Annotated in this window: 13 protein-coding genes; 1 reads left to right on the top strand and 12 read right to left on the bottom strand. The window is 62.0% G+C overall.

Annotated features, from left to right (window positions below; genetic code table 11):
* Positions 1-79: 79 nt before the first annotated feature.
* Positions 80-856, top strand: coding sequence for an exodeoxyribonuclease III (locus OPV09_RS04910; RefSeq protein ID WP_034749399.1), 777 nt, complete (start codon positions 80-82; stop codon positions 854-856).
* A 287-nt stretch (positions 857-1,143) separates the two neighbouring features.
* On the opposite strand, the gene OPV09_RS04905 is transcribed toward OPV09_RS04910, so the two are convergent.
* From OPV09_RS04905 to OPV09_RS04850, 12 genes are all read right to left on the bottom strand, one after another.
* On the bottom strand, positions 1,144-2,046 hold the full coding sequence (locus OPV09_RS04905; RefSeq protein ID WP_338680738.1) for a pseudouridine synthase: 903 nt from the start codon (positions 2,044-2,046) through the stop codon (positions 1,144-1,146).
* Between the two features lies 1 nt (position 2,047).
* Complete coding sequence (locus OPV09_RS04900) at positions 2,048-2,950, bottom strand: M48 family metallopeptidase (RefSeq protein WP_034749404.1); 903 nt, start codon at positions 2,948-2,950, stop codon at positions 2,048-2,050.
* Entirely contained in the window at positions 2,931-4,190 is a 1,260-nt protein-coding gene (locus tag OPV09_RS04895) for an AmpG family muropeptide MFS transporter (protein WP_338680737.1), read from the bottom strand. The genes OPV09_RS04900 and OPV09_RS04895 overlap by 20 nt, the downstream gene beginning before the upstream one ends.
* Positions 4,190-4,801 carry a methionine biosynthesis protein MetW gene (metW, locus tag OPV09_RS04890; protein WP_338680736.1) on the bottom strand — a complete coding sequence of 204 codons (612 nt, stop codon included), beginning with the start codon at positions 4,799-4,801 and terminating at the stop codon, positions 4,190-4,192. Before metW ends, OPV09_RS04895 begins: the two co-directional genes overlap by 1 nt.
* Positions 4,798-5,997 (bottom strand): homoserine O-succinyltransferase MetX, encoded by a 1,200-nt coding sequence (gene metX, locus OPV09_RS04885; protein WP_338680734.1) that lies wholly within the window; start codon positions 5,995-5,997, stop codon positions 4,798-4,800. Before metX ends, metW begins: the two co-directional genes overlap by 4 nt.
* A 134-nt stretch (positions 5,998-6,131) precedes the next feature.
* Positions 6,132-7,874, bottom strand: a complete 1,743-nt coding sequence (gene ptsP, locus OPV09_RS04880; RefSeq protein ID WP_034749571.1) for a phosphoenolpyruvate--protein phosphotransferase — start codon at positions 7,872-7,874, stop codon at positions 6,132-6,134.
* Positions 7,875-7,918: 44 nt separating this feature from the next.
* Positions 7,919-8,188, bottom strand: coding sequence for an HPr family phosphocarrier protein (locus OPV09_RS04875; RefSeq protein WP_034749416.1), 270 nt, complete (start codon positions 8,186-8,188; stop codon positions 7,919-7,921).
* Between the two features lie 90 nt (positions 8,189-8,278).
* On the bottom strand, positions 8,279-8,683 hold the full coding sequence (locus tag OPV09_RS04870) for a PTS sugar transporter subunit IIA (protein WP_070301592.1): 405 nt from the start codon (positions 8,681-8,683) through the stop codon (positions 8,279-8,281).
* A gap of 14 nt (positions 8,684-8,697) precedes the next feature.
* Positions 8,698-9,654 carry a glutathione synthase gene (gene gshB, locus OPV09_RS04865; RefSeq protein WP_338680730.1) on the bottom strand — a complete coding sequence of 319 codons (957 nt, stop codon included), beginning with the start codon at positions 9,652-9,654 and terminating at the stop codon, positions 8,698-8,700.
* A gap of 97 nt (positions 9,655-9,751) precedes the next feature.
* Entirely contained in the window at positions 9,752-11,050 is a 1,299-nt protein-coding gene (gene gshA / locus OPV09_RS04860) for a glutamate--cysteine ligase (RefSeq protein ID WP_034749425.1), read from the bottom strand.
* 203 nt (positions 11,051-11,253) lie between these two features.
* Complete coding sequence (locus tag OPV09_RS04855; RefSeq protein WP_034749427.1) at positions 11,254-12,789, bottom strand: ammonium transporter; 1,536 nt, start codon at positions 12,787-12,789, stop codon at positions 11,254-11,256.
* An 11-nt stretch (positions 12,790-12,800) separates the two neighbouring features.
* Positions 12,801-13,139, bottom strand: a complete 339-nt coding sequence (locus tag OPV09_RS04850) for a P-II family nitrogen regulator (protein WP_010393464.1) — start codon at positions 13,137-13,139, stop codon at positions 12,801-12,803.
* Positions 13,140-13,150 lie beyond the last annotated feature (11 nt).

The raw sequence follows: 13,150 nt of genomic DNA, 5'->3' as shown, positions 1-13,150 counted from the left end.
TTTAATCCGCGCGCACCGGCGAGACAATCGCCATGCCGCGCCCGCCGGCCCCGTACAACGCCCTTTTCACTCTCGACCTATGCCAAAAATTATTTCCGCCAATCTGAACGGTATCCGTTCCGCCGCCAAAAAAGGCTTTTTCAACTGGATGGGCACGCAGACGGCCGATTTCATCTGCGTGCAGGAATTGAAGGCGCAGCTGCCCGACATGACGCCGGAATTCCTCAACCCGCACGGCTACCATGGCCATTTCCACTATGCCGAGAAAAAAGGCTATTCGGGCACGGGCGTGTATAGCAAGGTCGAACCGGACGCCGTGCATATCGGTTTCGGCAGCCCTGAATTCGATGCCGAAGGCCGCTACGTGCGCTGCGATTTTGGCAACCTCTCCGTCATTTCCGTGTACTGCCCGTCCGGTTCGTCCGGCCCCGAACGCCAGGAAGCCAAGTTCCGCTTCATGGAACTGTTCCTGCCGCATTTACTCGAATTGAAGGCGCTGGGACGCGAAGTGGTCATCTGCGGCGACTGGAACATCGCCCACCATGAAATCGACTTGAAGAACTGGAAGGGCAACAAGAAGAATTCCGGTTTCCTGCCAGAGGAACGCGCATGGCTGACGCGCGTCTTCGACGAAGTGGGCTTTGTCGACGTGCACCGCGGCCTGGACAAGCGCGAAGACCAGTACACGTGGTGGAGCAACCGCGGACAAGCCTACGCGAAAAACGTGGGCTGGCGCATCGACTACCACGTCGCCACCCCCGGCATCGCGGCCCAGGCGCATACGGTCAGCGTCTACAAGGATGAGCGTTTTTCCGACCACGCGCCGTTGATCATCGATTACACGATCAAGGGCTGATCTTTGACACGTCGCGGGTGGTGTCGGCTTACGCGCTGCGCGCTAAGCCGACCTACCCTAATCTTAATCTGCCGTAGGTCGGATTAGGTCCGCAGGGCCGTAATCCGACAACATCGTTGGCGCGTCATTGGCAATGTCGGCTTACGCGCTTCGCGCTAACCCGACCTACGTTGCTCCGACATCGCCACCCGGGCACAAACAGCCGCAGGTCGGATCAGGTGGGGTCGCCGAGGGCCGCAGGGCCGTAATCCGACAACATTGTTGGCGTCGCCAGTGGTGGCGTCGGATTACCCGAGCATGCGCCGGCTTTCGAAATGGCGCATCTCGCCCGTTAGCGGGTCCGTGAAATCGATGGCCCGCGCCAGCAGTTGCAAGGGCTGCGACATGTCGTCTTCCTTGCACGGCAGGGCCACGGGATAAAACGCATCGTTGACGATGGGGATGCCCAGCGCGGCCAGGTGCACGCGCAGCTGGTGCTTGCGGCCCGTGTGCGGCTGCAGCCGGTACAGGGCCACACCGCCGCGCTCTTCGATCATCTCGATGATGGTTTCCGAATTCGGCTCGCCCGCTTCCTCGCGCATGAGGAAAAACTGCGCGCCCTCGACCATGCGGCTGCGGTAGGTAAATGGAAAATCGCGCCCCGCCAGCACAGGCGCCAGCGCCTCATACGTCTTGCGCACTTCGCGGCGCTGGAACAGCGACTGATAAGCGCCGCGGCTGGCTACCTGGCGCGAAAAAATCACCACGCCGGCCGTCTCGCGGTCCAGGCGGTGGATCGGCGTCAGCTCGGCGCAGTCCAGCTTTTTCTTCAGGCGCGTCAGCAAGGTCTCCTGCACGAAGCGCCCGGCCGGCGTCATGGGCAGGAAGTGCGGCTTGTCGACCACCACCAGGTGTTCGTCCTGGAACAGGATCTCTTCGTGGAAGGGGATCGGCGTTTCGCGTTCCAGCTCGCGGTAGTAAAAAATGCGCATGCCACGCTTGTACGCGCTGCCGGGGCCCAGCACGGCGCCGTCACCATCGACCACTTCGCCGCGCGCCATGCGGTCCAGCCATTGCGCGGCGCTGATCTGCGGATAGCGCTCGAGCAGGAAGGACAGCATGTCCGGCCACTGCCCTTCGGGCAGCCACAGATAGCTGGGCGCCACGCCGTCGCGCATGGGCAAGGGGGCGGCGGCGTGACGGGCCGGCATCCTAGCGCTGCGCGATGGCGTTGCTGCGGTAAGGCGGCAAAGCGTCGACGCTGACGCCCTTGCTGCGCGCGTACAGCGGCAGCACTTGCGCCATGTGGCTGTTCATCTGCGAGATCCGGTCCTTGCCCGACGGGTGCGTCGAGAGGAATTCCGGCGGCGCGCCCTTGCTCACGGCGGCCATCTTCTGCCACAGGATGACGCCGGCGCGCGGGTCGAAGCCGGCGCGCGCGGCCAGGTCCATGCCGATCAGGTCTGCCTCGCGCTCGTCGTCGCGCGAAAACTTCAGCATCACGCCCTGCGCCGCCATATTCGTGGCGGTACTGGTGATGCTCGGATCGACGCCGAGCCAGGCCGACAGGCCGGCGCCGGCCAGCTTGGCGCCGACGGCGGCCAGATTGCCCTTGCCGGCCTGCGCCTGCGAGTGTTCGCGCAAGGCGTGCGAAATTTCATGGCCCATGACGATGGCCACTTCGTCGTCGGTCAGATTCAGCTTGGTGATGATGCCGCTGTAAAAAGCGATCTGCCCGCCCGGCATGCAAAAGGCATTGACCTGGTCGGAATTGAGCAGGTTGACCTGCCAGTTCCAGTTGGCCGACGCCTCGTTCCAGCGCGTGGCGAACGGGATGATGCGCTGGGCGATGGCACGCAGGCGTTTCACTTGGGGATCGCTGTCGGGCACCAGCGCATTTTTTTCCTTCGCCTCGTTGACCAGCTGCGTATATTGCTGCTTCGATTGTTCATTGAAGTCGGCGCCGCCGGCAAAGATGCGCGAAGTCGACAGGGGGCGTACCTTGATGCCATCCTGGACCGTCGCCTGCTGGGCGTGGGCGGACAGGGACGACAGCGCGGTGGCCGCGCACAGGCTGGCCAGGACGGCGTAACGTTTAAGGGATATTGGTGCCATTGGCAGACCTCCATGGAGCGATTTTAGGCAGCATCATCATGGCCGGGAAGGCCAGGAAGAAGCACACGATGAAAAATGAGAACCAGCCCAGCTCGGCGACCAGAAAGCCCACCGAGGCATTGATCAGGGTGCGCGGCACGGCGCTGAGGCTGGAAAACAAGGCATATTGCGTGGCAGTGTAGCGCGGGTCCGTGCTGCGCGACAGGAACGCGACAAAGGCGGCCGCACCCAGGCCCAGGCTGGCAAAGGCTTCAAAACCGATCACGGCGCTGAGCAGCATGGTGTTCGGCCCCACCTGCGCCAGCCAGGCGAATCCCAGAATGGCGACCGCCTGCAGCGCGCCAAACACCCACAGGCCCCGGTTGATGCCCAGCTTGAGCATCCATATGCCGCCCACCACGCCACCGGCCAGGCTGGCCCAGAAACCCGTGGTGTTGGCGGCCAGGCCGATCTGCGTCATGGAAAAACCCAGGTCCAGATAGAACTTCGTCGCCAGCGCCGTGGCCATGCTGTCGCCGATTTTGTAGAGTAGTACGAAGGCAAGGATCCACATTGCGTTACGCCAACCATCGCGCGCGATGAATTCCTGGAACGGCAGAATGATCGCTTCGCGCATGGTCTTCGGCGGCGAGCCGTACACGGTGGGTTCCTTGATCAGCAGGGTGCAGACAAACCCCGGCAGCATGAAGGTGGCCGTGATCCAGAAGACGGGTTGCCACGGCATGCGGTCGGCCAGGATCAACGACAGCGCGCCCGGCACCATGCCCGCCACTTTATACGCGTTGACGATGACGGCGGCGCCCAGGCCCTGCTCGTTGTCGGCAAGGATTTCGCGCCGGTAGGCGTCGATGACGATGTCCTGGCTGGCCGACAGAAAGGCTACGCCGCCGGCAGCCGCCGCGATCAGGCCGATCTGCGTGAGCGGGTCCAGCATGCCCATGCCGCCGATGGCAAAGAACAGCGCCACTTGCGTCAGCGCCATCCAGCCGCGCCGCCGTCCCAGTCCCAGGATGCGGTAGCGGTCCATCAGGGGCGCCCACAGGAATTTCCAGATATACGGGAACTGCACCAGCGCAAACAGCCCCAGCGCCTTGACGTTCAAGCCCGACTTGGCCAGCCATGCCTGCAGCAGGTACAGCAGGATGAACAGGGGCAGGCCGGAACTGAAGCCCAGCACCAGCACGGCCAGCATGCGGCCGTTGGCATAGGAACGCCAGCCAGGCGCCGGGCTTTTGCTCATCAATGCACCGCTTTTTTACGCAGGCGGAAGACGGCCAGGTCGCCGCGCAGGTTCGGCAGCACGGAGACCATCTTGCCTTCGGCCAGGGCCACGCATTCGATCACTTCCAGGCCGCATTCCTCGGCCAGTTCGCGGAAGTCGTTGATGGTGGCGCAGCGCACGTTCGGCGTGTCGTACCACTGGTACGGCAGCGATTTCGACACGGGCATGCGGCCCTTGAGCAGCGCCACGCGGTGCGGCCAGTAGGCGAAGTTGGGGAAGGACACGATGGCTTCGGCACCCACGCGCACGATGTCGCGCAGCAGCGGCTCGACCTGCTTCATCATCTGCAGCGACGACAGGCACAGCACCGTGTCGAAGCTGTTGTCGCCAAAAATCGACAAACCCTTTTCCATGTCCTGCTGAATCACGTTCACGCCACGGTGGGTGCTGGCCAGCACCTTGTCGTCGGCGATCTCGATGCCGTAACCGCTGCATTCCTTGTCACTTTGCAGATACTGCAGCATCACGCCTTCGCCGCAACCCACGTCCAGCACGTGCGCGTTGTTCGGCACCCAGTGGGCGATGAAGGCCAGGTCGGGGCGCAGCGCGCTCAATTCGTCAAAAGTCATACGGTCTCCTTCGCGCCCTGGCGGACGGCTGTGTTCTGTACTGCGGCGGGCGTACCCGCCCCGATGTCGTTCCATACCTGGCCATAATAGGCGCGCACCATGTTCATGTAGCGCGCGTCTTCCAGCAGGAAGGCGTCGTGGCCGTGCGGCGCGTCGATCTCCGCATACGTGACCTGGCGGCGGTTGCATACGAGCGCTTCGACGATTTCGCGGCTGCGCTCGGGCGAAAAACGCCAGTCGGTGGAAAACGAGGCGAGGAAGAACTTGGCCTTCGTGCCCGACAGGGCCTTGGCCAGGTCGCCGCCATGCGCGCGCGCCGGGTCGAAATAATCGAGCGCCTTGGTGATCAATAAATACGTGTTGGCGTCGAAGTATTCGGAAAACTTGTCGCCCTGGTAGCGCAGATACGATTCGATCTCGAAGTCGATGCCGAAGCCGAACTTGTAGTCGCCCGTCTGCGCCGCATCGCGCAGCTTGCGGCCGAATTTTTCCGCCATGTCGTCATTCGACAGATACGTGATATGGCCCACCATGCGCGCCACGCGCAAGCCGTTCTTCGGCACCACGCCGTGCGCATAGAAGTCGCCGCCATGGTAATCGGGATCCGACAAGATGGCCTGGCGCGCCACGTCATTGAAGGCGATGTTTTGCGCCGACAGCTTGGCCGTCGAGGCGATCACCACGCAATGGCGCAGGCGCTCGGGGAACATGATGCTCCACGCCAGCGCCTGCATGCCGCCCAGGGATCCCCCCATCACGGCGGCGAACTCGGTGATGCCCAGTTCATCGGCCAGCCGCGCTTGCGCGCTGACCCAGTCTTCCACTGTGACGACGGGGAAAGCGGCGCCATACGGTTTGCCGGTGGCGGGATTGGTGTGCATGGGGCCCGTCGAGCCGAAGCAGGAGCCGAGGTTGTTGACGCCGATGACGAAGAATTTGTCCGTGTCGAGCGGCTTGCCGGGGCCGACCATATTGTCCCACCAGCCCGTGCTCTTCGCTTGGTCCGCGTAGACGCCGGCCACGTGGTGCGAGGCGTTCAGGGCGTGGCAGACCAGCACCGCGTTCGATTTGTCGGCGTTCAGGGTGCCGTAGGTTTCATACATCAACATATAGTCCCGCAGCGATGCTCCGCTTTGCAGCTGCAGGGGTTGCGCAAAATACATGGTTTGCGGCGAAACGATTCCAATGGATGACATGTGTGTCGGTTTATAAAAGGGGGGCGGCCCCACGGGCCATGGTCGATGCAGCACCGCGATGATAGGTGCTGCAACTTTAGCATCAGGACACCTCTTGCCGCGCGCGACGTGTCCTGATGCTGATAGGTGACAGTTTACATGAGCTGCAGCTGCTGGACGGCTTCCGCGATCACATTTGGTTCCATGGAACGCATAATTTTGCGCATTTGTGGCGCAATCAGGCCCAGGTCGCTGTTGAGGATCTCTTGCTTGACCGCCAACAGCTGGGCCGGATGCATGGAAAACTCGCGCAGCCCCATGCCCAGCAACAGGCGCGTGAGCTTCACGTCGCCCGCCATTTCGCCGCAGACGGCCACGTCGATACCCGCCTTGTGGCCGGCGGCGATCGTCATGGAGATCAGTTGCAGCACGGCCGGGTGCAGCGGATTGTACAAATGCGCCACTTCGTAGTCGACCCGGTCGATGGCCAAAGTGTACTGGATCAGATCATTCGTGCCGATCGACAGGAAATCCATGCGCTTGACGAACATGGGCAAGGCCAGCGCGGCGGCGGGAATCTCGATCATGGCGCCCACTTCGACTTCGTCGTCGAACTTGACGCCCTCCTCGCGCAGGCTGGCCTTCGCTTGCGCGATCATGGCCAGCGACTGGTCGATCTCGAACGCATGCGCGAGCATCGGGATCAGAATGCGCACCTTGCCGAAGGCGGAGGCGCGCAAAATGGCGCGCAGCTGCGTCAGGAACAATTGCGGCTCGGCCAGGCAGTAACGGATAGCGCGCAGGCCCAGCGCGGGATTGAGGGCAGTATGGTCGGCCTGGTCGAGCGGCTTGTCGGCGCCGATGTCGAGCGTGCGGATGGTCACCACGCGGCCCTTCATCGACTGCACCGTGTTGCGGTAGGCCTCGAACTGCTCGTCCTCGGTGGGAATCTTGTGGGCGCGGCCCATGAACAGGAATTCGGAGCGGAACAGGCCCACGCCGCTGGCGCCCGACTCCAGCGCAAACGGGCAATCCTCGGGCAATTCGATATTCGCCAGCAGGGTGACGGGCGTGCCGCATTTGGTCACAGCCGGCGTCTTTTTCAGCTTGCCCAGCTTCTTGCGCGCGCGCTGCATGGCCACCTGGCGCTCGCGGTACTGTTCCAGCACCAGCGCGCTGGGGTTGGCGATGACCACGCCGGCATCGCCGTCGATGATCAGCCAGTCATCCTGGTCGATCAGCATCGATGCCTGCGACATGCCGACGGCGGCGGGAATATCGAGGCTGCGCGCGACGATGGCTGTGTGCGAGTTCTGCCCGCCCACATCGGTAATGAAACCGATGAAGGAGCGGTCGCGGAACTGCAGCATGTCGGCCGGCGAGATGTCATGGGCGACAACGATCATCTGCGCCATCAATTCGTCTTCGGCCGCGGCCTTGGGCAGCAGCTGCTCCGTGCCCAGCAAGACTTTCAAGACGCGTTCGGCCACCTGCTGGATATCGGCCTTGCGTTCGCGCAGGTACGGGTCTTCGATTTCGTCGAACTGCGCCGACAATTCATCGATCTGCGTCAGCAGCGCCCATTCGGCGTTGTAATGGCGCTTGCGGATGATGTCGAGCGGCGCTTCGGAAATCATCGGGTCGGACAAGATGAGCGCATGCACGTCGATGAAGGCGCCCAGCTCCGTGGGCGCATCCTTGGGCAGCTCGTTCCACAGGGTTTGCAGTTCCTTGTGGACGGTGGCGATGGCGCTTTGCAGGCGCTGCACTTCGGCTTCGATCTGTTCCTGGGCGACCAGGTAATGTTTGACGTCAAGGGCGGCCGGCGCCAGCAGATGCGCGCGGCCAATGGCGATGCCGCGGGAAACCGGGATGCCGTGGAGCGTGAAAGATGCCATGGGTTGACCTGTCGGAATGCGGCTGCGGCTGCGTTCGGCGGGCATTACTCGCCTTCGCCAAACCTGTCATTAATCAGGGCGGTCAACGCATCGACACATGCCTGCTCATCATCGCCCTCTGCTTCCAGGGTCACTTTCGCGCCCTTGCCGGCGGCCAGCATCATCACGCCCATGATGGACTTGGCGTTGATGCGGCGCGCGTTGCGGGTCAGCCAGACGTCGCTCTTGAACTTGGCGGCGAGCTGGGTAAATTTGGCGGAGGCGCGTGCGTGCAGTCCCAGCTTGTTGATGATTTCGAGTTCTCTTTGAATCATTTTTGTATGGTCTCTATCCCTGAATGCACTGCATTGTTGCCAGCCCTGCTATAAAACCCGCCGCCTTCAGGGCGGCGGCCATGTCACTCTCTACTCGCCCACGCGAATACGGTTATCGACGCGCACGGCGCCGCTTTGCGCACCGGCCAGCGCCATCTCCACCACCACGTCGAGCGTGTCGCGGCGATACGTGATGGCACGCAGCAGCATCGGCAGGCTGATGCCGGCGATGACTTCCACCCTGCCCGCATCGGCCAGCTTGTTGCAGCAGTTCGACGGCGTGCCGCCCTTCACGTCGGTAATCACCAGTACGCCGGAACCGTCGTCGAGGCGGCAGATGGCTTCCGACGCCAGTTTCTGCACTTCCATCAGGTCCTGGTCGGCGACGACGTCGATGGCTTCAAACCGTTCCGTTGGCCCCCGAAACACATGCGCGCAGGCGGCGATGAACGCCTGTCCCAGCGGTGCATGTGTCATGAGCAAAATCCCTACCATAGTCATTTCACCTTCTAGCGCTGCCGCGCTTGCGCAACGCCATGCTCGACGGCGTCGACAAACATGGCCGCCACGTCAAAACCCGTCTGCTGCATGATTTCCTGGAAGCAAGTCGGGCTGGTGACATTGACTTCCGTCAGATAGTCGCCGATCACGTCCAATCCTACCAGCATCAGGCCGCGCGCGGCCAGGATCGGGCCCAGCTTTTCTGCGATTTCCAGGTCGCGCGCCGTCAATGGCTGCGCCACGCCCGTGCCGCCGGCGGCCAGGTTGCCCCGTACTTCGCCCGCCTGCGGGATGCGCGCCAGCGAAAACGGCACCGGCTTGCCGCCGATGACGAGGATGCGCTTGTCGCCCTTGACGATGTCGGCGATGAAACGCTGCGCCATGATGGTCTGCGCGCCGTTGTCCGTCAGCGTCTCGATGATGGCGCCCAAATTCAGGCCATCGGCCTTGACGCGGAAGATGCCCGTGCCGCCCATGCCGTCGAGCGGCTTGAAGATGACATCCTGGTGCTTGGCGTGGAAGGCGCGCAGGCGCGCTTCGTCCGACGTCACCAGGGTCGGCGACGTGAATTCGGAAAACTGCGCAATGGCCAGCTTTTCATTGTTGTCGCGGATGGCGGACGGCTTGTTGAAGACGCAAGCGCCCTGCTTTTCCGCCAGTTCCAGCAGATATGTGCCGTACACGTATTCCATGTCGAACGGCGGGTCCTTGCGCTCGATGATGGCGTCCAAGGTAGACAGGCGCACTTCTTCGGTAGAAACGACCTTGTACCAGTCGTGCTCGTCGCCGGTCAGCTCGATGTGTTTGACCCGTGCCGTGACGATGCCCTCTTCCAGCGCCATATCCTTCTGTTCGAAGGCATACACGGCATGGCCGCGTTTGGCCGCCTCGCGCATCATGGCGAAAGTGGAGTCTTTGTAAGTCTTGAAGCCTGCCAGCGGGTCGGCAAGGAATGCAATTTTCATGGTGCGTCCAATCGGGGAGCCTGGATAAGGAATGCTTGATTCTAGCCGAGATCGCCAGGCGCGGTAGTCGCCGCGCCCGGCAAGTCTCGTTAACGGATCAATACACCTCGGGATTCGGGTCCGTGCGCTCCATTTCCAGCGACGCGGCCAGCAAGGCCAGGCGCGCCACCACGCCGTACACATAGAAGCGGTTCGGCGCGGCCGTGCCCGGCTTGGCCTTCAAGTCCGGCACGGCATGCTGCTGGGCAAACGCCAGCGGCACGTACTGCGAGCCGGGCGCGTTCAGGTTCTGGTCCACGCCTTTTTCAGCATGCACGCGGTAGAAGCCGCCCACCACGTAACGGTCGATCATGTAGACGACGGGCTCGGCCACGGCATCCTTGATGCTTTCAAACGTGGGCACGCCTTCCTGGATGATCACGTCGGTCACCAGCTGGCCATCCTTGACGATGGACATTTTTTCGCGCTGCTTGCGCGACAGGTCGCGCACTTCGCTGGCGTCGCGCACCGTCATGATGCCCGTGCCATACGTGCCCGCATCGGGCTTGACGATGACGAACGGCTTTTCCTTGATGCCGTATTCCTTGTATTTCTTGCGGATCTTGGCCAGCAGCACGTCGACGCTGGCGGCCAGCGCATCTTCGCCCTCGCCTTCCTGGAAATTCACATCGCTGCACTTGGCGTGGAAGGGGTTGAGCATCCACGGGTCGACATCGATCATCTTGCCGAATTTTTTCACCACTTCATCGTAGGCCGTGTAGTGGTTGCTCTTGCGGCGCAAGGCCCAGCCCGCGTGCAAGGGCGGCAACAGGCTTTGCTCATGAATATTTTGCAAGATATCGGGGATACCGTCCGACAAGTCGTTATTCAGCAGAATCGTGCAAGGGTCGAAATCCTTCAAGCCCAGGCGGCGGCCATTGTTCAGGCGCACGAGGGGCTCGATGACGAGCATGTTGCCATCTGGCAACGCCAACGGTGTCGGCTGGGTAATCTCGGGCGACCAGGAGCCGAAGCGCACGTGCAGCCCCGTCTGGCGGAAGATCTGCATCAATCGCGCCACGTTTTGCAGATACTGCGGCGTGGTGTTGTGTAATTCCGGCACGATCAGCAGGTTGCGGGCGTCCGGGCAATACTTGTCGATGGCGGCCATGGCCGCTTGCACGGACAGGGGCAGCATTTCCGTGGCCAGGTTATGAAAACCGCCAGGGAACAGATTGGTATCGACGGGCGCCAGCTTGTAGCCGGCGTTACGCAAGTCTACCGAGCAATAGAAGGGCGGCGTGTGCTCTTGCCACTCCATGCGAAACCAGCGCTCAATGGCCGGCGTCGCGGCCAGAATCTTTTTTTCGAGGTCGAGCAGCGGTCCGGTCAGGGCCGTGACGAGATGGGGAACCATAGTTACATCCTTAAATTATGTGCAGTATTCAAAAAAGCACACAGAACTGCCGACTATATTACCGTGTAAGTACCCCAAATCGGGGCAAAAGCCTTGTTTTAAAGACCTTTTACATTCCCACAACGAAAAAAAGGCACCTCAATGAGGCGCCTTTTCCACCGGACATGCCGCGCCGGGACGCTGGCATGCCAGATAGTGATTATTTAGCCATGATACGCTTGCTCGCCGTGGCTGGTGATATCGAGGCCTTCGCGCTCTTCTTCTTCCGGTACGCGCAGGCCGATGACGATGTCGACCAGTTTATAGGCGATGACGGAAATGATGGCAGACCAGAGGATGGTGGTGCCGACCGCTTGCGCTTGCACCCACACTTGGTGGCCGATCGAGTACGGATCCGCCGACATCTTGTTGGTGACATAGTCGAAGATGCCCTGGCCGCCCAATTGTGGTGCAGCAAACACGCCCGTCAGCAAGGCACCGAGGATACCGCCCACGCCATGCACGCCGAACACGTCGAGCGAATCGTCGGCGCCGATCAGGCGTTTCAAGCCATTCACGCCCCACAGGCAGACGACACCGGCCAGCAAGCCGATGACCAGGCCGCCCATCGGGCCGACAAAGCCGGCCGCAGGGGTGATCGCCACCAGGCCGGCCACTGCGCCGGACGCGCCACCGAGCATCGATGGCTTGCCTTTGCTGATCCACTCGCCAAATACCCACGACAGGGTAGCGGCGGCAGTGGCCAACAGCGTATTGACGAAGGCCAGCGCAGCCACGTCGCCCGCTTCCAGCGAGGAACCGGCATTGAAACCGAACCAGCCCACCCACAGCAGCGACGCACCGATCATGGTCATCGTCAGCGAGTGCGGCGCCATCGATTCGCGGCCGTAGCCGACGCGCTTGCCGATCATGATCGCGCCCACCAGGCCGGCAACGGCGGCGTTGATGTGCACCACGGTGCCGCCGGCGAAGTCCAGCGCGCCTTTTTGCCAGATCCAGCCAGCCTTCAGGGCTTCGCTGGCCGAAGTGGCGGCGTTGGTGATCAGGTCAGGACCGGTCCAGAACCACACCATGTGGGCCGCTGGCAGGTAGGCGAACGTGAACCACAGCACGACGAAGGCCAGCACGGCGGAAAACTTGGCGCGCTCGGCAAAGGCGCCGACGATCAGCGCGCAGGTGATGGCGGCAAACGTGCCCTGGAAGGCGACAAAGACGAACTCGGGAATGACGACGCCCTTGCTGAAGGTGGCGGCGGCGGCAAACGTGCCCTTGGCCGGATCCCAGATACCGTTCAGGAACAGGCGGTCGAAGCCACCGAAGAAGGCGGTTTTTTCCGTGAAGGCGATCGAGTAGCCGTAGATACACCACAGCACGATGACCAGCGCGAACACCATGAACACTTGCATCAGCACCGACAGCATGTTCTTCGAGCGCACCAGGCCGCCGTAGAACAGGGCCAGGCCGGGGATGGTCATCAGGATCACCAGCAGGGTGCTGATCATCATGAAGCTGGTATCGCCCTTGTTGGCAACGGGCGCGGCGGCTGGCGCGGCGGCGGCCGGGGCCGGAGCGGCGGCCGGAGCTGCTGCGTCAGGCACCGGCGTGACGGCGGGAGCGGCGACGGCCGAAGTCGTGGCCGCCTCCGTCTTGGCGGGGGCATCGGCAAAGCTCGGCGCGGCGACGCCAAACGCACACAGACAGGCAAACCCAGCTAGCAATTTTGTTATATTTTTACGCATCAATATTCCCCTTAGAGCGCTTCGTTGCCGGTTTCACCGGTACGGATGCGGATGACTTGTTCCAGGTTGTAGACGAAAATCTTGCCATCGCCGATTTTACCGGTACGCGCGGCACCTTCGATCGCTTCGATGGCCTGGTCGACAATGGCGTCATCGACGGCCGCTTCGATTTTGGTTTTTGGCAAGAAGTCGACGACATACTCGGCTCCACGGTAGAGTTCCGTGTGACCTTTCTGGCGGCCGAAACCTTTGACTTCGGTAACGGTAATGCCTTGCACATTGATAGCCGACAAGGCTTCGCGTACTTCGTCCAGTTTGAACGGTTTAATGATTGCAGTAATCATTTTCATGGCAGTCTCGC

The organism is Janthinobacterium sp. TB1-E2, assembly GCF_036885605.1.
In the GTDB taxonomy this organism is placed as follows: domain Bacteria; phylum Pseudomonadota; class Gammaproteobacteria; order Burkholderiales; family Burkholderiaceae_D; genus Janthinobacterium; species Janthinobacterium aestuarii.
Note: the sequence above shows the minus strand (reverse complement) of the source record. Positions and strands in the feature narration are given on the sequence as shown.

What these genes read in the sequence shown, in the direction of transcription:
- metX (WP_338680734.1), bottom strand. Translation starts at nt 5,997, where the DNA reads ATGTCATCCATTGGAATCGTTTCGCCGCAAACCATGTATTTTGCGCAA.
- ptsP (WP_034749571.1), bottom strand. Translation starts at nt 7,874, where the DNA reads ATGGCATCTTTCACGCTCCACGGCATCCCGGTTTCCCGCGGCATCGCC.
- OPV09_RS04870 (WP_070301592.1), bottom strand. Translation starts at nt 8,683, where the DNA reads ATGGTAGGGATTTTGCTCATGACACATGCACCGCTGGGACAGGCGTTC.
- OPV09_RS04895 (WP_338680737.1), bottom strand. Translation starts at nt 4,190, where the DNA reads ATGAGCAAAAGCCCGGCGCCTGGCTGGCGTTCCTATGCCAACGGCCGC.
- OPV09_RS04905 (WP_338680738.1), bottom strand. Translation starts at nt 2,046, where the DNA reads ATGCCGGCCCGTCACGCCGCCGCCCCCTTGCCCATGCGCGACGGCGTG.
- OPV09_RS04910 (WP_034749399.1), top strand. Translation starts at nt 80, where the DNA reads ATGCCAAAAATTATTTCCGCCAATCTGAACGGTATCCGTTCCGCCGCC.
- OPV09_RS04900 (WP_034749404.1), bottom strand. Translation starts at nt 2,950, where the DNA reads ATGGCACCAATATCCCTTAAACGTTACGCCGTCCTGGCCAGCCTGTGC.
- gshA (WP_034749425.1), bottom strand. Translation starts at nt 11,050, where the DNA reads ATGGTTCCCCATCTCGTCACGGCCCTGACCGGACCGCTGCTCGACCTC.
- metW (WP_338680736.1), bottom strand. Translation starts at nt 4,801, where the DNA reads ATGACTTTTGACGAATTGAGCGCGCTGCGCCCCGACCTGGCCTTCATC.
- OPV09_RS04850 (WP_010393464.1), bottom strand. Translation starts at nt 13,139, where the DNA reads ATGAAAATGATTACTGCAATCATTAAACCGTTCAAACTGGACGAAGTA.
- gshB (WP_338680730.1), bottom strand. Translation starts at nt 9,654, where the DNA reads ATGAAAATTGCATTCCTTGCCGACCCGCTGGCAGGCTTCAAGACTTAC.
- OPV09_RS04875 (WP_034749416.1), bottom strand. Translation starts at nt 8,188, where the DNA reads ATGATTCAAAGAGAACTCGAAATCATCAACAAGCTGGGACTGCACGCA.
- OPV09_RS04855 (WP_034749427.1), bottom strand. Translation starts at nt 12,789, where the DNA reads ATGCGTAAAAATATAACAAAATTGCTAGCTGGGTTTGCCTGTCTGTGT.